The following is a 22,489-nucleotide window of genomic DNA, read 5'->3' as shown; positions in this document are numbered from 1 at the left end:
TCCCGGGCCAGTTGCTGTCGCCGCGGCGACCTAGTGCATCAGCGCGCGGGTAGCGGGGGTAGTTCGAGGTTTTCGCGGAAAGTGTCGCCGACGTAGTCGTTGCCGACGATGCCGCGGCGGCGTAGTTCGGGGAGGAGTCCGTTGGTGACGAAGTCCCGGGTGCGGGGATCGGCCAGACCGCCCAGGGAAATGACGTCGAGGACGCCCGCGCGGTAGCGCTCTTCGATGGCGTCGGCCAGTTGTTCCGGAGTTCCGGCCGCGGCCCAGTGGCCGGTGTCCTTCGAGGCGATGATCAGCTCACGGAGCGTGCGGCCCGATGCCGCGAGCTTGGTGAAGATCTCCACGCGACCGCGGCGGCGGTTCACCGAATTCAGCTCCGGCAGTAGGGTTTCCGGGATCGGCCGGTCCAGCGGTAGTTCCGAGAGATCGATGTCGCCGCCGAACATGTCGGCCAAACGGATTCGGCCCGCGTCGAAGTCGGTCGCTGCGGCTTCCTCGCGAACCAGCCGGCGGGCCTGCTCCTCGGTTGCTCCGTAGGTCGCGTGCAGTGAGCTCATGATCAGCGGCAGTCCCTGTGCGCGGCCGAGTTCGGTCGCGCGGGCGCGGACAGTCTTGGTGTAGGTGACCGCGTCTTCGAGAGTCGGTAGCGAGGTGAAGACCACCTCAGCGAAGCGGGCGCCGAGCTCGATGCCGCCCGCCGATTGACCGGCCTGGAATTGGACCGGGCGGCGCTGCGGCAGCGGCGGAATATTGAGCGGGCCCCGCACCGTGAAGTACGGTCCCGCATGCTCGATCGGTCGCACCTTGGTCGCGTCGAGGACCGCGCCGCCGCGCCCGTCGGGGGTCAGCGCACCCGGCTCCCAGCTGTCGAACAGCGCGTTGATCACCTCGAGCGATTCGGTCGCACGCGCATACCGTTCCTCGGGGCTCGGCAGGTCCTGGTCGCCGTAATTCTCTTCGCCCACCGAGGATGTGACGACGTTCCAGGCGGCGCGGCCATTGCTCACATGGTCGAGCGTTCCGAACAGCCGGGCGAGGTTGAAGGGGTGATGAAACGTGCTGGTCACCGTGGCGATCAAGCCGACGTGTGTGGTTACCGCGCTCAACGCCGACAGGAAGATCAGCGGCTCCTGCGCGCCGATCGCCCCCTGCGCGCCGAAGCTCAACAGGTCGGCGGCGAACAACGCGTCGAACTTATTGGCCTCGGCGATCTTCGCGATCTCGATCGCGGAGGCCACCGTCGATTCGGTCGGATCGATCGCGGCCGCATAGACGCTCACCGCGCCGCTGACTCCGGTGACCGTCTTCAACGGCCGACGTCGTGCAGAACTCATTTCCGAAGCCAACCGTATTCCGCGCTCGCCGAACAGATTTGCGATCAGGAGGAGCGCAAATCAGTTGAGTGCGGCGCTGAAATGAGGCCAGGAGTTGTGCAGGTCTTGCTGCCAGTAGCCCCAGGAGTGGGTACCCGTGGGTCGGAAGTCGAAGGTCGCAGGAATGTCCAAGTCCTGCAGGCGATTCTGTAGTCGACGGGCGCACTGGTTGGTGATGGCCTCCAGGATGACGCCGCTGGTGAGTTGCCCGACCAGCTTGGGGGTGTTGCCGACGGCGTCGGGTGTGTCGAGTGGTCCTGGTTGTCCGGTGCCGGTGGTGATGTAGATGGTGGTGCCACGGAGTTGGTCGGCGTGGAGGTAGGGGTCGTTGGCGGTCCAGGTGGGGTCGGTGGGTGGTCCCCACATGTTGAGGGGGTTGCCGCGCCAGCGGCCGACCACGGCGGCGACCATGGCTTGACCTTGGGGGTCGGAGGTTTGGATGCAGCCGCTGTAGGAGCCGATGGCGCGGTAGAGCCCGGGTGCGGTGAGGGCGAGTTGGAAGACCGAGGTGGCGGCCATGGAGATTCCGGCGATGGCGTTGCTGGCGGTGGTGTGGAAGGTGGTGTCGATGATGGGTGGGAGTTCGCGGGTGAGGAAGGTGGCCCAGCGTTGGCGTCCCAGGACGGGGTCGTCGCTGTGCCAGTCGGTGAAGTAGCTCCCAGTGCCGCCGATGGGGATGACGATGTTGACGTGTTTGTCGGCGAAGAACTCCGCGACATCGGTCTGATCGAACCACGTGCTGCCCTCGCTGCCGCCGCTCGCGCCGTTGAGTAGGTAGAGCGTCGGCGCAGGACTCGAGTCATTCTGTGCGGGAAGGACTTTCAGAGCGATGGTGGTGTCCATCGCGGCGGAGTAGACGGCTACGTCGAGCATGCGACCTGCTCCGGCGCTAATGGTGCGCAGGTGTGAACCGTCGGGAGCGGTCGGACCAGCTTGTGGTTCCGCGACGGTAATGCCCGCGGGCCCGGCGAGCGGAACTGTCAATGCCGCAGTCGTGAGCAGGGCAATGCCTGCGGTCCGAACTGCCGCGCGGCGAAGGCCGTGTGCGGTACGGGCATCCATTCGGTACCTCCCGAGCGACAATCGATCAAGCTGGACTTTCGGCGACGGTAGGGCGCGATTGCCTTGTCGGGCAACCGATTCGCCGCCTATTTGGGCGGCGGCCCAGTGGAATCCGATCCGGGTTGGTTCCGGTCACAAGATTGCCGAATTTGGTGGCTATCAACAGATTTCTGCCGTTAACTCGGTGATCGTGATGCGGCGCTCGCCGGATCGCGGCGCATTCGGCTGGCGTCGGTTTTCTCGGGGATCTCTCCCTAATTGCATGAATTGAGGGCACCTGTGGTCAATTTCGGTTTCATCGAGGAATGGGTGCCCACCCCGGGCAGGCTGACAAGTTGGACGGCGTCCCCGCAATCGTTGGAGGCGTCGCGGCGGGCGCCGATCGCGCCGACTCCGCCGTCGCACCAGCAGGAGGAATATCTGCGCACGGCGCGCCGCAATGGCGAGGCCGGATTTCCGGTCTCCCGCTTGTGCATGATCGCTTTCACGATACCCGGAGTTCCCGACTATCCCGCCTGGACAAGGACTTTCAATGCGTTCCTGCGGCGCCACGACACGTTTTGGAGCTGGTTCTCCTTCGAATCCGATGGCGCGGTGCGTCGGCATGTGATGAGCCCGTCGGCCATCCGATTCATGCCGACCGAGCACGGTGAATTCGGTGACAGCGCGGCAATACGGGCACATGTGGAGATGGAGACGCCCGCCGCATTATGGTGGGATTGCTGTAGTTTCGGGGTGATCGAGCACGCCGAGTCGTTCACTGTGTACGCGGCGGTCGATCATCTACATACCGACGGTGTCGCGCAGGCATTGTCGTGTGTCGATTTGCTGATGCTCTACGGAAACGAATTATCCGGTGGCAAAGTCGAATCCGCGCCCGTGGACGGGCACATCGCCTATTGTGAGCGCGAACGCCGATCGAGTTCGGAATTGACATTGCGGTCTCCCGAGATCCGCACATGGCTGGAGCTATTGCGGCGCAACGGTGGTGACGTTCCCCGATTCCCCCTGGACCTGGCGGCCGGTGACCAGGGCTATCTCCGTGGTGCGCAGGTCACTGTGCCGTTGGTCAGCGAAGACGACGCGGTCCGATTCGAGCAGGTCTGCCAGCGCCACGGCGGGCGGTTCACGGGTGGACTTTTCGCCGCGGCGGCGCTGGCGGAGGCGGAATTGGGCAGTGGGGACTGGTATTTCGGGCTCACTCCCGCGAACACCCGCAGCACGCCGGGGGAAGCGGGTTCGGTGGGCTGGTACACCAACCTGATTCCGGTCGAGTTCCCGGTCCGGGCCGGTGACCGTTTCACCGCGCTGGTGGCGGCCGCGCAGGCTGCCCACGATCGCGGTAAAGAGCTGATCGACGTGTCGTTGCATCGCGCTGTCGAGCTGGCGACCCCGGAGCTGGGTATCCGCACCGAACCGGGCTGGTCGGCGCGAATGCTGTCGTATGTCGACGTGCGCAAGATCCCCGGCGTCGAGATGTTCGACCAGATCAATGGCGGCATGTACGGCAGTCGTGGTTTGTCCCGCGAGGTATACATCTGGATCAACCGGTTCACCGACGTGACGCAGCTGAGCCTGTTGTTCCCCGACACACCGCAGGCACACGAGGCGATCGGACGGTACGTCGCGGCGCTGAAGGCCATCTTCGCGGCGGTGGCCGCCGATGGCGAATACGCTTTGCCCGCCCCCGTATTGTCGTGATCGGGGCGGTCGACGACGCGGCGGATGCGGTCGTCTCGGACATCACCTCGACGACATCGGTGGAGACGATGGGCCGCACGGCCGTCGGGTCCGCGAAGGTTGTGGCGCCGTTCGCGGTTGGACCCGACGCGGCGGTTGCGGCCGCGGCCGGGCTGATCCTGGTGGTGCGGGCGGGCAGATACGACTATTTCGGTGACGAGCTGTACTTCCTGGCCGCCGGTCGGCGACTGTCGGTCGGCTACGTCGACCAGGGCCCCTTGATACCGCTCGTTGCTCGGCTCATGGACATGATCGCGCCGGGATCGCTTGTCACACTAAGCCTTCCGTCGATCATCATGAGCGTCGCGGGTATCGCCTCTGCCGCTGCGCTCGCCCGCGAATTCGGCAGTGGACGCGGCGCGCAACTGCTGGCGGGGCTCGGGTACGCCAGCTGTCCGTTCCTGATCACGCAGGCGGCGGCGATCGATCGGCTCGGCGGCGCCGATCTGCCTGCGGTGTACAGCCCCAACCGCGGCTTCGCCTTCTTCGGCACACCTCCCGATTCGGCCACGACGGTTCTCTACGTCACCACCGGTGCCGTGGAATCCAGGCTGCGCCCGCTGTTTTCCCAGGTCGAACCGATCATCCGAGTCGACGACCCGCTCGGGTTCCCGGGCATCTCCAGCGGAGTGACGGTGTGGAAATGCCTACGTCCGACCAATAGTTGCTCCGAACTCTGGAAGATCCTCACCACCCCGGTCCTCGATCCGGACCCGTGACCGCGCTGCTTCAGCGTGGACTTTCCGGGCCCGCCCGGCGACACGCAGAGTGTCGCCGGGCGAGTTCCCTTCCCCGTTCGCTGTGCGGACGCCGCCACGTCGCACAGCGCAGCAAGCTTACCCAACTCCGAGCACGGCGCGGGGAAGCCACGCCGTGGCGGCGCAATCCCGGTGGCCCGGTTACGCGTTGGCCTTCTCGTACGCGTCGGCCACCTCGGCCGAAATCCGTCCGCGAGCCGACACGGTGATGCCTTTCTTACGTGCCCAGTCGCGAATGGCGGCGGTGCGTGCCCGGTCGTTCGCCGAGCGAGAGGTGTGACCCTTGCCCCGCGGTGTGCGACCGGTTCTACGGGCGTTGAGCGTCCACGTCTCGAAGATCCCACGCAACTGGCTGGCGTTAGCAGTAGAAAGGTCGATCTGGTATTCGACGCCGTCCAGCGCGAAAGCCACTGTTTCCTCGGCGGGGGACTTGCCGTCGTAGTCATCGACCAGCGTCACAACGACCTTGCGTGCCATGGGCATTTCCTCTTCGTGAGTCGACAGCGGGCAGAGAAACGTGATCATAACGACTGCCCGCCCGCCGATCGATTCGGTCCACCCCGAAGCACGTGGATCTCGACCGCGACTATCGCGTTGTACTTATACGAAAGTGAGCGGTGGTGCCGGTGGGAAGGTCACCGGTACCGCGGTGGGGGCACGGTGAAAGGCGCCCGGCCGCCATTGCAACTGCTCGGTGGGGACTGCCAATTCGATATCGGGTAATGCGTCGAGCAGTTGGTCGAGCGCTTCTTGGACGATGACCATGGCCACCGATTGGGCCGGGCACGAACGCGGCCCGGCGCCCCAGGCCAGATGCGACCGGTTGCCGGTCCGGTCGCCACCGACCGCGGGATCGTCGTTACATGCCGCCAGACTGATCACCACCGGCTGATGTTTCGGCAACCACGAGTTCCCGATTATCTGTGGCTGGCGTGGAAAGCGAGAACAAAAGTTCGCCAGCGGCGGATCGGTGAACAGCACCTCGTCGATCGCGTCGCGAATGGACAGCGCGCCGCCGAGCAACTCGTCGTGGAATTGGTCATTGGTCACCATCAGCACCACTGTATTGACGATCAGGTTCCACGTCGGTTCGGTACCCGTGGCGTACAACATGGCCGTCTGCGCGACGATCTCCGCATCGTCGAGCCGGGCGGAATGTGTGGTAAGCCAGGAGATCACATCCGCGCCCGGATTCGCGCGCTTGGCGGCTACTACGTCCGATATCGCCGAATTGAACCGCTGGTCGTTGCGTTCGGCCGATGCCGCGTCGGCCGCATCGCGCAGTGCCATCAGGGCCGCGAACGCTTCCTGCCCCGCTTCCGGCGAGAACCCCAGCAGATCGTTGAGCACCTGTACGGTGAGTGGGATCGCGTACTGGCCGAGCAGATCGGCGGAACCGGTTTCGCAGAAGCTGTTGATCAAGGGCACCGCGATGGCTTCGACCGTGCGGCGTAGTGCGTACAGATCGACCTTGTCGAGACTGGCGGTATAGGCGCCGCGATGGCGAGCGTGGTCCTCGCCGACTGTTTTGGCGGTGGGCCCCCACTCCATCATCGGCAGCACCGGGCAGTGCTCCGGAACAGTGGACTGCCACCCGCGCGGGTCCGCCGGGAAGTGGGTCGGATCACTCAGGATGTGCAATGCCTCGCGATAGCCGATCACGAGCGTCGCGGGCACATCGCCGGTGATCTCCACCGGAACCAGCGGACCGTGGCGGCGCCGCATATCGTTGTACGCTCCGTGTGGATCGGCTGCGAACTCCGGCGAATGCAGTGACATGGTCAAGAAAGTAGCTCCCAAGAACGAATAGCACGTTAACGGCGAGATCTGCTCAACTGCACGGTCTTACACGCCTGTGTATACGACCGTCTCCAGGTCGTCGGCCCACTATCGTTCACGCGGCTCGGAGCATATTGCTACCGGAACGCTACGAAGCGGATGGATCTCATTGATCCACAGGCAATTACGGCCTCACGCGAATAGAACCTCAGTGGCCGCCCACAGGCCGGCGCTTTCGTCGACGCGCCTGTCCGAAACCGAGCGGTTCACCAAATGTGTTCGACCGTAACACGTTTCGATCACGGTGCGAGCATACCCCTCGGCATCTGGGAACGCAGCACGAACCAGTCGGTACAGCACCGCGGCCGCAAACCCCCGATTACCCGCTTTACACATCATCTAGTAGCTGGCAGATCGCGGGTTTCGGGCCGTGTTCGGTTGACGAACATGCCGCGTCGCTGTGTCCACAGCAACATCGACTGCGTGCGGATCGGCGACCGGCGAGGATCGTGCGGGCGAGCGCGGCGAGCTGACGTGCTGCGTGTGGGTCGGAGCCGCGCCCGTCGACACCGATTCGTCGATCCTCGACGAACGCACTCTATCGTTCGCCCGGTGGCGTTTCGACGATGTCGATGATGGGCTCCGCCGCTTCCGCCACGCGTTTGCCGTGTCCTCGCATGTGCCGCACGAGCGTCAGTGTGTCCGAGTCGTATTCACCGGTGCCGCGGGATGGATCGGGGTCAGTTGTGATCGGCACCAGGTTCGGTCGGGCTTGCCGGTCAGCTGTCCCAAGAAGTTCGGGAATGTCTGTCCGTTTCGGTGGTCGCGGCCTAGCGTCGGCGCACGAGCGGCCGGCACCCATGGGGCGGTTCAGAAGACGCGCTGGGAGGTGCACGCGTGACGGAGACCGACACCCGAAGGTCCGAGTGGGCGGGCGGGGAACTCGGCGCATGGCTCGCCTTCGCCGGGTGCCTCATCGCGGTCTTCATGCAGATGATCGACGTGACGATCGTCAATACCGCACTGCCTAATCTCACCGCCGACCTGCGCGCCTCGCAGTCGGCGCAGGTGCTGGTGGTCTCCGGCTACTCGCTTGCCTTCGCGTGCACCCTGCTCACCGCGGCGCGGATCGGCGCCATTCTCGGGCGCCGCACCGTATTCCTGGTCTCGGTGACGGCATTCACCGCGGCGTCGGTGTGGTGCGGAATGTCCACCAGTGCAACGGAACTGGTAGTCGCACGGATCATCCAGGGGTCGGCCGGTGCCGGGATGGCGGCGCAGACCATCGCCATTCTCATCGCGAGCTTCCCGCCGAGTCGGCATCAGCAGGTGTTCGCGCTGTACGGGGCGACCGCCGGATTCGCCGGAATGCTCGGGCCGATACTCGGCGGGGCGCTCGTCACCGCCGATATCGGCGGCCTCGGTTGGCATTCGGTGTTCCTGATGAACCTGCCGATCGGCGTGCTCGCCTTCGTGCTCGGTTTCCGATATCTGCGCCTGGGCAGGCCGCCGGAGCGCGATCGACTGGACCTCGGCGGGGTGGCGCTGTCCACCGTGAGCCTGTTCACCCTGCTCGCCGGGCTCGCGGACATTCAGCAGAACGGCTGGCGGCCTTGGTCATTCGGTGTGATCGGCGCGGCATTCGTGTTGGGGGCGGTGTTCTTCGGCTACGAGCGCAGGCTGGTTCGGCGCGGCGGCGGTCCGCTGGTGCGCCTGGACCTGTTCGCCGATCGCGGCTTCGCCATCGGCGCGGCACTAGCGGCGAGTTTCTTCGGCCTGTTCACCGCGTTCGTCTTCACCATATCGATCACATTGCAGGACGAATTGCACTTCTCCCCGCTGCGCACCGGCGTGGCAATGACACCGTTCGCACTCGGCGCGGGTGCGGGTGCGCTCGCCTCGCCACTGCTGGTAAAGCGTTGGGGGGTAAAGGTGCTCGCGCTCGGCGTCGCGGTGTACGGGGGATGCGTTGCCATGGGCGCGACGTATCTCTGGCTGACATCCGGCGAGGTGAATCTCGCGCTCGCGCTCGGCCCGGTGGTCATTGCCGGAATGGGGGTCGGCCTGTTCGGCGTGCAACTGCAACCGCTGATGCTCGCGAGGCTGGGGCAGCGCCAGATGGCCGAGGCATCCGGTCAGCTGCCGACCATCGAACAGATCGGCAATGCGGTCGGGCTGGCGCTGCTGAGCGTGGTGTTCTTCCGCGCCCACACCCTGCACGGCAGCATCGTCATGCTGTTCGCCATCGCGGTCGGCGCGATTGGCATGGCAGTGCCGACTCTGGCGCTGCCCGCGCCGCCGAAGCCGCCCACGCGATGACATCCGACGGGTGATCTTGTAGCGCGTCACGATCTCTGGATGCGCCAATTATGTTGTGCCCCAATCATATCGCCGTCGGCACATGATCCGACCTAATCTGGATGCCGCATGGTGATCTCCAGGCGCTGTCGCCGACACCGTGTCTCGAACACCGAGGCGCGACACCGAGGCCGCAGTCGGTGTCGCGGGGGTAGCGGTGGTCGAGGGCAGGGCGCGCACAGTCGGTTCGGGCAATCCGATTCCCTCCCCGGATCTGCTGTGGGCGCGTCCTGCCGGGTAGGCGCGGTTTGTGGCAGGTACCAGGTGCTGGGGTAGATGACCGGCGAGATCACCCAAACCTGTGCCGAAGCGCTTCCGAATACGCGTGATCGCGGCTTACGGTCGGCCGGGATACTGCCTGGTTGTGCTCGGAGGTGCGTGTGGGTGTCGATGCCGGAAAGGGCGGATGCGGTGCGCGTTTGGCCGCGATCCTCGGTGCCGCCATCCTGATCTGCTCGGGCGGTGTGGCATTCGCCGAGCCCGACTCGGACGCGCCGATACCGGTGCGGGCCTTGGCGGCGGCACGTCGTTCGCAGAATGGGTCGCGGTTGGTCGCCGCGGCGCAAGGGCCGGGGCGGGTGCTCGATCTGACGGTGTACTCCGAGGCGATGGGGCGGACAGTCGGCATCGAAGTCCTGCCGGCGGCGGATGATTCGAAACCGGCCCCGACGCTGTATCTACTCAATGGCGTCGACGGAGGCACCGACACCGGAATCTGGAGCGAGGGCAGTAACTGGCTCACCAAGACCGATGTCGAGCGGTTCTTCGCCGACAAACAGGTCACCGTGGTGATGCCGGTAGGCGGTGGCGGCACATTCTTCGCCGACTGGCGAGCCGACGATCCGGTGATCGGCCGGCAACGGTGGACCAGCTTCCTCACCGGCGAACTGCCCACGATCATCGACTCCGCTTTTCACGGCACCGGAGCCAATGCCATTGCGGGCCTGTCGATGGCGAGCTCTGCGGTATTCCGGCTCGCCATCGCCGCGCCGGGGCTCTACCGCGCCATCGGTTCCTACAGCGGCTGCGTGCGCACCAGTGACCCATCCGGACAGGCGATGGTCGACGCCATTGTGACCGCCCGGCGCGGCAATCCGCTCAACATGTGGGGACCACCCACCGATCCTGCATGGGCTGCCAACGACCCCTATCTGCACGCCGACGAGCTGCGCGGCACAACCATCTACGTATCCACCGGCACCGGGCAGCCCGGACCGTTCGACACCCTGGACGGCCCCGGCATCAACGCGAATCCGGTGAAACTCCTCGACCAGCTGCTCATCGGCGGCGTGCTGGACGCGATCACCGCGGTATGCACCCAGCAGCTGCGAGATCGGTTCCGGGAGTTGGATATTCCGGCCACCTTCGACCTCCGGCCCACCGGTACGCATTCCTGGGGCTATTGGCAGCAAGACTTGCACAACTCCTGGCCGGTGCTCAGCGCCGCGCTCGGCGAGTAAGAACTCAGTTCAGAATGAGTGGGCGTGTCGGTTTGGTTTGCTGCGCAACGTCTTTGAGACTGTTGCTGTGGTTGATGAGGTCGTGACCGATGAGTTGTGGTCAAGGCTGGAGGCGTTGATACTGAACTGAGTTCTAAGCGCGTGTACCGCAACGTCTCCGGTTCCGTAGGTCTTGGACACCGCATGCAACCGGATGCCACCCCGGCGCCCGGCACGATCATGCCCGTTCATCGGCTACCCCCTCCTGAATCGTCGGATATCCCGGCCAATCGACGCAAGGGCCCGTCGATGCCGAGCTCACTCGCCGAACATTATCCGGTGAACGGATGGTCTTCCTCCATCCTGGTGAGCCGTTCACCCCCGCCGAAATCGCGCACACCGTCTCACGGAACTGGCGGAGATCGTCGCCGGGGATACCTGAACGATTCGAGCCTGCCGATTCGAGTAACTCTTCAGCCGGTGAACACCTGTGCGCTCAGCGCCGGTGACCCTAGCGTGGCGGCCATGACCAGGTTGGATGTTACTTTCAAGTCGAACGGCAGCAAATGTCGTGCGTGGCTGTATCTTCCCGACGCCGGTGGGTCTCATCCCATCATCGTGATGGCGCACGGTCTCGGCGCGGTGCGCACGATGCGGCTGCCCGCCTACGCCGAGCGATTCCACGCCGCCGGCTATGCCTGCCTCGTCTTCGACTACCGCCACTTCGGCGACAGCGCGGGCGAACCGCGACAGCTCATCGACATCGGCCACCAACTTCAGGACTGGGCGGCCGCGCTCACCTATGTGCGGTCACGTCCGGACCTGGATCCGGAGCGAATCGTGGTATGGGGCACATCGTTCGGCGGCGGGCACGCGATCACCACCGCCGCGCGCGACGACGCGATCGCCGCCGCGGTCGTGCAGTGCCCGTTCACCGACGGCGTGGCCTCGGCGCTGGCCGCGGGCCTGCGCAGCTCGGTCAAGATGTCCGCGCACGTGGTCCGCGACGTGCTCGCCTCCTGGTCGGGCCGGCCGCCACGGCTTGTCCCGATCGCCGGCCCGCCGCACTCGGCGGCGCTGATGTCGGCGCCGGACGCCATGCCCGGCTACCTCGGGCTCATACCCTCGGATGTAACGTTCCGCAACGAAGCGGCCGCGCGGATCGGACTGCGCATCCTGGCGTATCGGCCACGCCGCTACGCCAAGCACATTCGCTGCCCCATCCTGTTCTGTATCTGCGACACCGACAGCGTCGCCCCGCCGGGGCCGACCAGGCGAGCGGCGATCGCGGCGCCGCGGGGCGAGATCTGCTCCTACCCCGTCGGTCACTTCGACATCTACACCGGCGACCCATTCGAACACGCCGTGCACGACCAACTCGAATTCCTCCGCCACCACCTCCCCACCACCTGACATCCCGCCACCGCACCAGGCACCGATTGCGGCCACACCCGTTCTTGCCATTTCCGGCAACTCTTCGGCCGTCGCGCACCTGTGCCCGATGTGGTCGGGCACCTAGCGTGGATCCCCATAATCGAGCCGAATGCCACCACCGATCCGCACGGCAGTGTCGCTGTCGATATCACCCTGCCGTAGAGGCGTTCGCGGTGCCCGGTGCCGTCGGAGAAGCCGAACCGCCAGATCCGCTCGCTCCGACGGTACCGGCTCTCGTCGGTGGCAGTCGGCCCCGTGACCCACAGTGGTAACACCGAACGCCTCGTCAGGGCCCGCGCCCTGACCCAGGCAGCCCAACTGGCCAGCTCCTGATGCCGCAGATTTCCGGCCGGGTGCTCGGTCCCGCGTGGGAGTCGCTGACCGGGTTGCGGTGCAGATGGTCCAGGGATCGCGCGAGGTCGTCGACGAGCAGGCCAGCCAGGTCACGACCGACCCCGTGCCGCACCTGAGTGCTGCTGCCGGTAGGCTCGCGGCCCGATACCTTTCCAGCGGCGGAAGGCCTGGGAGAAACTGGAAACCTCCAGGTAACCGAGACGTTTGGCAATCTCGGCGACCGGAAGGCCGCGGATGACGAGCAGCTCTTCGGCGAGCTGTCGGCGCACCTCGTCGACGAGGATGCGAAACGACGTTCCCTCCTCGGCGAGCCGGTGCCGCAGGGTGCGGTCGCTCATGTGCATCTCGGCCGCCACTTCGGAGGCGTCCGGTAGCGTGGGCAGTCTTTCGATGAGCAGGTCGCGGATCTGCCCGGCCAGACCGGTGCGCGCCTGGCGCCGGGCCAGCAAATCACTGCACTGCTGCACCGCCATGACCGCGGTGTGCTCGTTGGCCTGCGGTAACGGAGCATCCAACACCGTCGCATCGAAGGCGGCCATCGTTTCGGCGGCGTCGAACCGCACGTCGAGGCCGAAGACCTCCTCGTACAGGCGCAAGCCGTCGGGCGGCGGGGCCGGGAAGGCACAGGTCGCGCGGTTGAGCTCGATGGGCGAGGCCAGCAGGTCGCGCTGCAGTGTCATGACCGCGGCCGCATCCCGTTCGACCACATAACGCCGCAGCTCGGGCTCGACCCGCGCAGACGGCTCGAACACCATCCGTATCTCGTCACCCACCTGTTCGACCCGGATATCGGAGAAGGCGAAGGTCAGATTCACGAACTGCAGACCGATCTCGATCGCCGACCGCAGGGTCGGGCTGCTGATCAGCGCGAAGCCCCATATACCGTAGGAGCTCACCCGATATCGAAGGCCCGCCTCGATCCCGAGCCCGGGCGGATAGTCCAGCGCCCGAACCAGATTGGCGACCACCGTCAGCTCCTGGGCGGCACTGATCTCGGCAGTCGGGTCCGCCAACAGCCGCGGGGTCAGACCGGTGTCACGCAGGCAGACCTCGACGGGGACACCCTTGTCCTCACCGAGGCGGGTGGTGAACACAGCGCTCATGGCCGAGCGCGGGATGTCCCACTGAACCACGGCACTCCTAGAATCCGGCGGCCCTTGCGCTGCCGATTCTAGTAACTGTTCGGCCACTGATCATCTGCACAGCAACCTCCTCGCCACTTAAATGCGCGTCATTGAGCTCGTAGACATATCCGCGCGGATTGCCGACGGTCGAATTCAAGGCTTCCGAATTACATAAACGCTGCGTACCGCGCTGTGCTCGCAACCAACCGGGGGTTCGGTCCATGGGCTGCATAGCCGCGCGGGGCGGAACGCATCAACCCGACGGCTCCTGCGATGAGCCGCTGTGCGACGACCACTTTTGTCTCGGGAGATTTTGTGAACCGTCGCAGCGATGGCGATTTCGCTCGTCCCGCACTGCCACAACCGATTTCAATACGTGCAACAATGCAAATCCGGTCTTCGGCCGACAGGAGGACTTGTGCGCACAGCGTTCCGTGATCCGGGTATTCCCGACGGCGAGAAATCCGTTTACACCGTAGGCGCCGTGGATCAGCCGCACCGCTTCGAGGTCACCAGCGTGGTGGCGCACGACGACGACGGCTATCACTCGACTGTCGAGGCGCGCCCCGGCGATGGGAATCCGACGATCCGGATCGAGCAGCGCTTCCGTCGGATCGACGGCTGGTTGCGCGCGGAAGACTATCGCGCGGAAACGCGTTCGGGCGGCTCAGTGGTGTCGCGCGAGGAGGCGCATTTCGTCGATACCACCCACTTTCAGTTCGGCAGCGGCATCGCACCATTTCCGTCGAACGTAATGCCGCTCATCGGTGGTCTGACGCTGCTGCGCGGACTGGACTTCACCGAGGGTGCCGTAGCGTCGCTGGATCTGTGGCTGGCCTTCTCGGTGCATTGGCCGCTGGCTTCGAGGGTGGACAAGCGAACGATGGTCGATGTGCCAGCGGGGCGCATGATCAGCTGGCCGGTGCATCTGCGACCGGCCTTCGCGCATGTGAACACCATGCTGGACAAGGTGATCGGCGGTTTCATACCATCGTCCGTCGCGCATTTCGAGGCGGCGCCGCCGCACCGGCTGGTGCGGTTCAGTTTCCCGACCGAGGCGAATTCGTCAAATCCACGCGGGCTGATGGAACTGGTCGCTTAGCCGACGACCGCCGTGAATACCGCGTGCACAGCGCGAAGATAGCGATCCACCGATTCGTGTGCCACCGGAGTATCGGGGAAGATGACGCTCAGTGACGTTCCCGACGGCATCCGGTTGATCCACACCAGGACTTCTTCGGAGGCCGCGCGATTGGCATAGACGCCGCCGCGCACCTCCCCGAAGAATTCGTGCCCGACGAAATCACGAGCATCCACATACGAGATCATCGGCGTCGACCAACCCGGCCGCGCCCTGATATCGGTATCGGCGGGTAGCAACTCCAGGACGCGGTGAAATGAGGTGGTCGCCAGCCGAAGACCGTTCTCATAGGCCCGCTGTGCAATGGTCACCGTGCGTTCGAAGGTGTTGGGGCCCACTGGGAATGCCACCGGAACGAGGGTCACATACCAGCCGACCGAGGCCCGTTCCGCGGCGGAGGTGCGCGTGCTGATCGGTGTCATGCCGAAGTAGTAATCGCTGCCGGTGAGTTCACCTTCGGCCAGCGCCGCCGCGGCAAAAATGCCGCCGACGAATTCGGCGTCGTTATCGCGGCAGATGCGTTCGAACCGCAGCGCGTCGGCCTCGTCCAACAGGGCGATGCTGCGATGCGCGCTGCGGTTGTATCCATCGGTGCGCTTACCGAGATCCAAAGGAAAGGAGGGTAATTCGCCGTTGTTTCCGCGGATCAGCTCGAGCCATTTTCGTGCACCGGAGGAGGCGAGGGTCAGTTGGGCGGTGTACTGCCGCTCCATGGCGCAGTATTCGAGATAGCTCGCGGCCGGGGGCAAGTCGTCGACGACATCCCACATCTCGCGTGCGTAGAGGTGGGCGAGGTCGAGGCACGACAGGTACTGCCCGAGCCCGTCGGTGTGCAAATGGTCGACAGCCAGATAGACGGTGGTGGATTCACCGTGCTCGATCGCACCGAACGTGAAGCAATCCCATTGGAACGGACCGGGAGTCGTCTTCTGCACGTGCTCTCGGATGGCTTCGGGGTCATCGAGTTCGCCGTAATCGATCGGAACGAAATCAATCGCCTCCGGAGCCACCAGGTGCCGCCGGACCGTGCCACCGTGACCGATGGCGAACCAGGTCCGAAAGGTGTCGTGGCGCAACAGGAATGCGTTGATGCTGCGTGTCATCGCATCCCGGTCGAGGTCACCCATGGGTATCTCGACGGTCACCAGGCACAGGCCCGAGTAGCGGAAGTCGGCCGCGGCGTGCCGATCGGCGAGGCGCAGATATTCCTCCTGTTGGTGTGAGGGTGGTGCGGGATGTATGGGCGCCTGCGCGGCACGGGCCACCGATTCCGGTGCGGCGACCCAGGTAACCAGCCGACCGGGAGCCGGGTCCCATTCGTCGATCAGCCCGAAATTGATCACGGCGATGCCTCGATTCGTCGATACGGCGGAAGATTCGGCGATCAGTGCTGCGGTGCGGCTGGTTCCGGAATCGGTTGCGGCTGGCCGGGTTCGGCGGCGAGGATCAGTTCCGCCACCTTCGGACCGGCCTGTTCGAGGCTGAAGGAGCGGCCCATCTGCAGCGACATGAGGTCGATGCCGAGGGCCTTGGTGACGCGGGCGCCCAGTTCCACCGCCATGAGCGAATCCAGTCCCAGTTCTGGCACCGGCACCGTCATATCGATCGAATCCACCGGCACGCCCATCACGACGGCGAGCTCCTCGGCCATCTTGCGGGCGATGAACGGCCCGCGCTTGTTTTCTTCCATTGCGACCAATTCGGCCCGCAGCCGCGCCAGCTCGGAGGTGTCCTTCGCGGAGGCCTTGGCCAGCGCGACCGTGCGGCCGGTGCGGGTCAGCTGCGGGAAGGTGCCGGTGAGTTTGGCCCAGTCGGTGGGAATGATCGCGGCTCGGGTTTCCCCCAATCGCAGTGTCTGCTCCAAATACGCGGTGGCGTCGGCCATGTCGATCGGACCGAAGCCGACCAGGTCGAGGTATTTGGCGGCCGTCTCGTCGGCGGCCATCCCGCCCGTCGCGCCCGACAGGTGGCCCCAGCCGATGCACAGCACCCGCTCTCCGGCCCGGGCCCACTCCTCGGCCAGTGCCTCGACCGCCACATTGGCCGCGCAATAGTTGTACTGGCCGTAGATGCCGTACATCGAGCCGCCGGAGGAGTACAGCACGAACATATCGAGCCGGATGCCCGCCTCGGTGATCGCGCGGTGCAACGCACGCGCACCGTGCACCTTGGGCCGGTACACCTTGGCGAGTTGCTCGTGCTCCATGAGTTCGATGCGGTTATCCGCCACCGAGCCCGCCGCGTGGAACACCCCGCGCAACGGATGCGCGGCGCTGTGCGCGCGGGCGACCACATCGGCGACGGCGTCGGCGTCGGTCACATCGACCAACTCCTCGATCACCTCGACGCCGACCGTGCGCCAGGCCTCGAGCTGCCGCCGCGCCTCCTCGGTCGTCGCGCCACCGCGTCCCAGCAAAACCAGCCGACGCGCGCCGCGCAAGACCAGCCAGCGGCCGGTTGCCAACCCGAATCCGCCGAACCCTCCGGTAATGAGATAGCTTGCGGCACCGTTGATCTCGATGTGGGGCAGGTACGGTCGAACGGGCGGCTCCGGCGCATCCATGCGTAGCGCGATCCGGGCGAGCCGCGACGACCGGATGACCTCCTCGAAGGCCTTGCCCACGTCCTGGGTCTCGAACAGCTCGTACGGCAGCGGCCGGTAGATACCGGCGAGGACCTTCTCGTACACCCGTTGTAGCAGCCCCGCCAGTCGCTGCGGCCGAACCGCGACCAGGCGGTCCAGATCCATCGAGAAATAGGCGAGGTTCTTGTCGAAATTGGCCATCTCCAGCAGGCCGCCGGTGTAGATATCGGCCTTGCCGACCTCGACGATGCGCCCGAATTCGGCGGCGGCATTGAAGTTCTGGCGCAGGATCTCCCCGGGGGCGCTGCTGAGCACGACCTCGGCGCCGACGCCATTGGTCAATGCCAGCACGTCGTCGACGAAGTCGAGCGACCGCGAGTTCACCGCGTGGTCGGCGCCGAGCGCGAGGATATGCGCCCGCCGCTCGTCGGAACCGGCCGTGCCGATGATCCGCGCCCCCTGCGCCTTGGCGACCTGGATAGCGGCCGTACCGACGCCGCCCGCCGCACCGTGGATGAGCACCGTCTCGCCCGGCTCCAATCGGGCCAGATCCAGCAGGGCGTATTCGGCGGTGGCGAAAGCGATTGCACTGGTGCAATATCCGGGATCGGCGTCGGCGGGCAGCGGGATCACCAGCTGGCGATCGACGATGGCGAAGCGCCGCATCATGCCCTTGGCCGCGACCGCGACCAGGTCGCCGACGGCGATACCGTCGACCTCGGCGCCGACCCGCACCACGGTGCCGACGCCCTCCATACCGGGCACGGTGCCGAAATACGTTGGCGCCAGCTCTCGTTCGCCGAGTAGACCGATGACCTTGAGCGGATCCTTGTAGTTCAGCCCGATGACCCGCATGCGGACCTCGACCTGACCGGGACCCGGGTCCCGGCGTGGGCACTGCCGCCAGGCCAGCGCCGACAGCAAACGGGTTCTGGGGAGTTCGAGCTCGAAGTTGACCTCCGGCTCGGTCAGCGGCTCGGCGGTGTCGAGCACCTCCAGGCGCTTCGCCAGGGGTTTGGTCACCACCGGGACCCAGCGCTTGCCCTCGCGCAGCAGCACCTCATCGGAGTTGTCGTGCGAGAACGCGCCCGGCACAGCCAATTCCGTGACCAGGTCGGCGATGGCGGTTTCTGGCTCCACATCGATCAGCCGCCACCGCAACGGTGTCTGCTCGTTCAACAGCACTCGCCGCGCCCCGGCCAGCGCCGCGTGGCCGGAATCCGGTGCAATCGTGCTGTCGGGCAACGTGAATGCCCGTTCGGTCACCAGGGTGACGTGGGAACTACCGTCGCCGAAGACCGTCCGCGGCGTCTCGTCGGCCGATGACGGATTGGCGAATTCGTCCACCGTGACCGCGATCCGCTTCAGGGTCCACAGGTCCGCCAGATCATCCTGGACCGGACCAACGACCACACAGACATGCAGCCGCGCGGTCTCCTCGGTCCGGGCGGCCCGCAGATTCGCGATCAGCTCCGCTTCCAGATCCGGCCCGGCCGGATCGACGAGATACAGCCGCGACCCCGGGATCGCGGCCGCCAATTGCTCAGCGCGGCCGGTCTTCCCGAGGGCGACCACAACAGTGGCAACCGAATCGCCGTCGGGCAGCGCGGCCGGATCGATGGGATCGCGTTGTTCCATGGTGTCGCCGTAGTAGAAATCGGCCATCCGGTGCAGAGGATCGTCGCCGGGTTTCAGCGCACCGATCTGCAGCCCGGTCAACCGCAGCACCAGATTCTGTTCGGCGTCCAGCAGATCCACATCGGCGCGCAGCCGCGCCCGCGGATCGCGGTGCGCGACCACGGTGACCTCTTCGGGAATCGGCGCGAGCAACCGGACCGCCGCCACCCCGACGGGCACCATGACGCCTTCGTTGATCCGCTCGTCGGCGAACAGCAGCGCCGCGGTCTGCATCGCCGCGTCGACCACCGCCGGATGCGCGAGATGTCCGGAGTCCGTGGCGATCGTGGCGTCGACCGTCGCCACCACCGTATCCTTGCCGACCCGCACCGAGGTCACTCGCCGGAAGGCAGGGCCGTATTGCAGGCCAGCCGCGGCCAGTCCGGCGTAGAACATCTCCGGATCGATATCGATACCGACGTCGATCGTGGGCACCGTCGCCTTCGACGGCGCGTGGCTGCCGGTCAGCGTCCGGCCGAACGAGTGGACGGTCCACGCCGTCCCGGTGGCGTTGCGCGATCTGATCAGGAAACGTCCGCTGGACTCCTCGACGCTCAGCGCCATCAACGGCACATCCGGTGCGGCCATGATCAGCGGCGCGACGAATCGAACCTGTTCGAGCGCAACCCTTTTGACGCCCAGGCGAGTGGCCGTGGCGCTGAGCGCGGCGTCCAGATATGCCGCGCCCGGCATGATCGGCACCCCGTTGACCACGTGATCGGCCAGCCAGGGCAGCAGTTCGGAACCGACCTGCAGCAGCCAGTCCGCTCGACCCTCCACATCCGGATCGCCGAGCATCGCGTAGCTGTCCGGGGTGCCGAGCCGTGCCTGCTCGAAAAGCGGTAGGGCCGAATGCAATCGGGTCCGCTGCCACGGGTAGCGGGGGAGCGGGACATGTGCGGTGAGGGGGCGATTCGCTGGGAACAGCGCCTCTTGGTTCAGCACACCGGCGCCGTGAAGACCGATCAAGGTGCGACGGATGCTCGCCGAATCCGGTTCTTTGCGGTCGAGTGTCGCGACCGTGGTGCCGTGCACATCCGCGTCCAGCAGCGCCTCGCGAATATTGCCCGACAGCACCGGATGCGGGCCGATCTCCAGGAACACCCGGCTGCCCGCGCCGATCGCCTTGGTGACGGCATCGAAGAACCGCACCGGCCGACGGACATTCGCGCACCAGTATTCGCCGTCCCAGTCGGCCTCGGTGACGAGTTCGCCGGTGACCGTGGAATACAACGGCACGGTCGGCGGCCGCGGGGTCAGGTCGGCGAGTTCGGCGCGCAGCTCGTCGAGGATCGGATCCATCAACCGGCTGTGATACGGCACCTCCACTCGCAGCCGCCGCGCGAAAGCGGCGTCCCCGGTGAGCTTTTCGGCGAGCTCGTCGAGCAGGTCGACATCGCCGGACAGGGTGAGGGAACTCGCGCTGTTGATTGCCGCGATATCCACGCGCGTGTCATCGCCGATGAGTTCGCGGGCCCGCTCGGGTGTCAGCCCGACCGCGAGCATGCCGCCCGTTCCCGCGGTGGTCGCCTGCAACCGGGCTCGGTGGTAGGCGACTCGTACCGCGTCCGGCAGCGACAGCATCCCGCTCACATACGCCGCCGACACCTCGCCCACGCTGTGGCCGACCACGGCGGCGGGCGAAATCCCGAACCGGGCAAGCTCGTCCACCAATGCCACCTGGACGAGGAAGTTGGCCGGTTGCGCTACCTCGGTGCTGGTAACGCGCGACTCCACTTCGGGCCGCAGCAGCTCCTCGATGATCGACCAGTCCGCGACCTTGCAGAACTCCGCATCGATCCGTTCCGCGGTATCGGCGAATACGCCGCGCGCGCACAGCAATTCGCGCGCCATACCCCACCACTGCGGCCCCATGCCGGAGAAGACGAATACCGGCTCGTCGTTACGGGAGGCGACCGTGCGCACGGCGTCCCGGCCCTCACCCGCGGCGAAGTGCCGCAGATCCCGGACCAGGTCCTCGGTGTCACCGACGAGTACGCCGGTGCGGTACTGATGGTGGGCCAACCGGGTCCAGGCGGCCTCGGCCAGGTGGTCCGGACTGGCGCCAGCGCTGATCAGATCGGCGAAGCGACCGGCAAGTGCGCGGGCGGCGCCGGTGCTCCGGGCCGAAATGGGCAGGATCCCGAAATGCCGTCCGGTGCTCGGCTCTGCCGGTTCCGCGTGGTACTCCTGCAGGATGGCGTGGGCGTTGGTGCCGCCGTATCCGAAACCGTTGACCGCGATCATCATCGGATCGGCTTGCGCGGGTAACTGTTCGGCGTCCACCTGGACGCGCAGGCCGAGCTCGTCGAACGGAATATCCGGATTGGGCTTGTCGAGCCACCCCTGCGGCGGAATCGTGCGATGCCGGATCGCCAGCGCCGCCTTGATCACGCTCGCGATACCGGCCGCGGCTTCGGTGTGACCGAGTGTCGCCTTGACCGAGCCGACGCCGAGGACGTTCGCGCGTCCGGCCGGTGCGCCGAAAGCGCGTCCCAGTGCACGCAATTCGACCGGGTCACCCACGAGGGTGCCGGTGCCGTGCGCCTCCACGTAGGTGATCGAGTCCGGTGTCAGACCGGCGCGCCAACATACCGTACGGGCCAGCGCCTCTTGGGATTCGGCGTTCGGCACGGTGATCGCCGTGGTGCGCCCGTCCTGATTGGCGCCGGTGGCCTTGACCACCGCGTAGATGCGGTCACCGTCGCGCACCGCGTCGTCGAGCTTCTTCAGCACCACCATGCCCGCGCCCTCGCCGCGCCCGTAGCCATCGGCGGCGGCGTCGAAGGATTTGCAGCGGCCGTCGGCGGCGAGGAAGCTGCCCTTGCACATCAGCACGAATGTCTCCGGCTGCAGCATGACGTTCACGCCACCGGCCAGCGCCACCCCGCAGTCGCCGTTGTCGAGTGCCTGGCAGGCCAGATGGAAGGCGACCAGCGATGACGAGCAGGCCGTGTCGATGGTGAGCGCGGGGCCGGTCAGGTTGAGCGCGTAGGCGATTCGGTTGGACAGCATGGTGTAGGAGGCGCTCGCGGGTGTGTGCATATCGGTGTGGAACAGCGCCGGGCCGACCACGCCGATCACCGACTGGTCCACCACGAAACCGCCCACATACACCCCGACCGGCGCACCGGCCGCCCGGCCCGCCATGCCGGCGTCATCCAGGGCCTCCCAGGTCACCTCCAGCATCAGACGCTGCTGTGGATCCAGCACCGTCGCCTCACGGGCCGAGATCCCGAAGAAGTCCGGGTCGAACGCCCAGGGATCGATCGTCATGAACGCACCGTGCTTGGTGTAACTGCGGCCCGGGGTGCGCGGATCCGGATCGTAATACCTGCGGTAATCCCACCGGTCGCCCGGAATCTCGACCACGCCGTCGCGTTTGTCGACGACGAATTCCCAGAACGTGTCGGGCGAATCGATCCCGCCCGCATACCGACAACCGATACCAACAATAGCGATATCCGACACGCATGTCCTCCCGGATGCGGGTATTCGTAATCGCCGCGCGCGTGGTCGGCGATACGCATTACAAAGTCCAGCGCAGTGGACAAACCGGGCTCGAGTCTATCGACGCCGAGACGAGACATGGGACATCCTGTAGATCACTTCAAATCGAGTTCTATCTACTGTGAAATGCCATAATTCAGGGCCCTTTACGGGCCG

13 protein-coding genes are annotated in these 22,489 nt (G+C 65.9%); 6 read left to right on the top strand and 7 right to left on the bottom strand.

All coding sequences use genetic code 11. From position 1 onward, the window contains the following. Nucleotides 1–38 precede the first annotated feature (38 nt). Together ACHQ4I_RS27070 and ACHQ4I_RS27065 are read right to left on the bottom strand one after the other, a co-directional pair. A complete protein-coding gene (locus ACHQ4I_RS27070) occupies nucleotides 39–1,334 on the bottom strand; it encodes an NtaA/DmoA family FMN-dependent monooxygenase (protein ID WP_420774662.1) in 1,296 nt (431 codons plus the stop codon). Between the two features lie 60 nt (nucleotides 1,335–1,394). Then, complete coding sequence (locus ACHQ4I_RS27065; protein WP_420774661.1) at nucleotides 1,395–2,435, bottom strand: alpha/beta hydrolase; 1,041 nt, start codon at nucleotides 2,433–2,435, stop codon at nucleotides 1,395–1,397. A gap of 279 nt (nucleotides 2,436–2,714) precedes the next feature. Here ACHQ4I_RS27065 and ACHQ4I_RS27060 point away from each other — a divergent pair, with 279 nt between their 5' ends. Both ACHQ4I_RS27060 and ACHQ4I_RS27055 read left to right on the top strand, forming a co-directional pair. Then, the gene (locus ACHQ4I_RS27060; protein WP_420774660.1) at nucleotides 2,715–4,136 is read left to right on the top strand and encodes a condensation domain-containing protein; all 1,422 of its coding nucleotides are present in this window, start codon (nucleotides 2,715–2,717) and stop codon (nucleotides 4,134–4,136) included. Further along, on the top strand, nucleotides 4,133–4,894 hold the full coding sequence (locus ACHQ4I_RS27055) for a hypothetical protein (protein WP_420774659.1): 762 nt from the start codon (nucleotides 4,133–4,135) through the stop codon (nucleotides 4,892–4,894). The genes ACHQ4I_RS27060 and ACHQ4I_RS27055 overlap by 4 nt, the downstream gene beginning before the upstream one ends. A 180-nt stretch (nucleotides 4,895–5,074) precedes the next feature. Here ACHQ4I_RS27055 and ACHQ4I_RS27050 read toward each other — a convergent pair whose 3' ends face one another. Both ACHQ4I_RS27050 and ACHQ4I_RS27045 read right to left on the bottom strand, forming a co-directional pair. Further along, complete coding sequence (locus ACHQ4I_RS27050; protein WP_420774658.1) at nucleotides 5,075–5,410, bottom strand: histone-like nucleoid-structuring protein Lsr2; 336 nt, start codon at nucleotides 5,408–5,410, stop codon at nucleotides 5,075–5,077. A 123-nt stretch (nucleotides 5,411–5,533) separates the two neighbouring features. After that, nucleotides 5,534–6,712, bottom strand: a complete 1,179-nt coding sequence (locus ACHQ4I_RS27045) for a cytochrome P450 family protein (RefSeq protein WP_420774657.1) — start codon at nucleotides 6,710–6,712, stop codon at nucleotides 5,534–5,536. An 897-nt stretch (nucleotides 6,713–7,609) separates the two neighbouring features. On the opposite strand from ACHQ4I_RS27045, the gene ACHQ4I_RS27040 reads away from it, so the two are divergent. From ACHQ4I_RS27040 to ACHQ4I_RS27030, 3 genes are all read left to right on the top strand, one after another. Then, entirely contained in the window at nucleotides 7,610–9,031 is a 1,422-nt protein-coding gene (locus ACHQ4I_RS27040; RefSeq protein ID WP_420774656.1) for an MFS transporter, read from the top strand. A 419-nt stretch (nucleotides 9,032–9,450) separates the two neighbouring features. Then, nucleotides 9,451–10,530 carry an alpha/beta hydrolase gene (locus ACHQ4I_RS27035; protein WP_420774655.1) on the top strand — a complete coding sequence of 360 codons (1,080 nt, stop codon included), beginning with the start codon at nucleotides 9,451–9,453 and terminating at the stop codon, nucleotides 10,528–10,530. A gap of 504 nt (nucleotides 10,531–11,034) precedes the next feature. Beyond that, nucleotides 11,035–11,922, top strand: coding sequence for an alpha/beta hydrolase (locus ACHQ4I_RS27030; RefSeq protein ID WP_420774654.1), 888 nt, complete (start codon nucleotides 11,035–11,037; stop codon nucleotides 11,920–11,922). A gap of 464 nt (nucleotides 11,923–12,386) precedes the next feature. Here the strand turns inward: ACHQ4I_RS27030 and ACHQ4I_RS27025 are convergent, their stop codons facing one another. Next, nucleotides 12,387–13,430, bottom strand: a complete 1,044-nt coding sequence (locus tag ACHQ4I_RS27025; RefSeq protein WP_420774653.1) for an AraC family transcriptional regulator — start codon at nucleotides 13,428–13,430, stop codon at nucleotides 12,387–12,389. Nucleotides 13,431–13,839: 409 nt separating this feature from the next. Between ACHQ4I_RS27025 and ACHQ4I_RS27020 the strand changes: the two genes are divergently transcribed. Then, nucleotides 13,840–14,523 (top strand): hypothetical protein, encoded by a 684-nt coding sequence (locus tag ACHQ4I_RS27020; RefSeq protein ID WP_420774652.1) that lies wholly within the window; start codon nucleotides 13,840–13,842, stop codon nucleotides 14,521–14,523. Here the strand turns inward: ACHQ4I_RS27020 and ACHQ4I_RS27015 are convergent. Together ACHQ4I_RS27015 and ACHQ4I_RS27010 are read right to left on the bottom strand one after the other, a co-directional pair. Then, entirely contained in the window at nucleotides 14,520–15,905 is a 1,386-nt protein-coding gene (locus tag ACHQ4I_RS27015) for a condensation domain-containing protein (protein ID WP_420774651.1), read from the bottom strand. The genes ACHQ4I_RS27020 and ACHQ4I_RS27015 overlap by 4 nt on opposite strands. Nucleotides 15,906–15,946: 41 nt before the next feature. Further along, nucleotides 15,947–22,294: a type I polyketide synthase gene (locus ACHQ4I_RS27010; RefSeq protein WP_420774650.1), complete on the bottom strand. Its 6,348-nt coding sequence runs from the start codon at nucleotides 22,292–22,294 to the stop codon at nucleotides 15,947–15,949. Nucleotides 22,295–22,489: the final 195 nt, after the last annotated feature.

The sequence above is a fragment of the Nocardia nepalensis genome (genome assembly GCF_048910785.1).
Classification (GTDB): Bacteria; Actinomycetota; Actinomycetes; order Mycobacteriales; family Mycobacteriaceae; genus Nocardia; species Nocardia nepalensis.
Note: the sequence above shows the minus strand (reverse complement) of the source record. Positions and strands in the feature narration are given on the sequence as shown.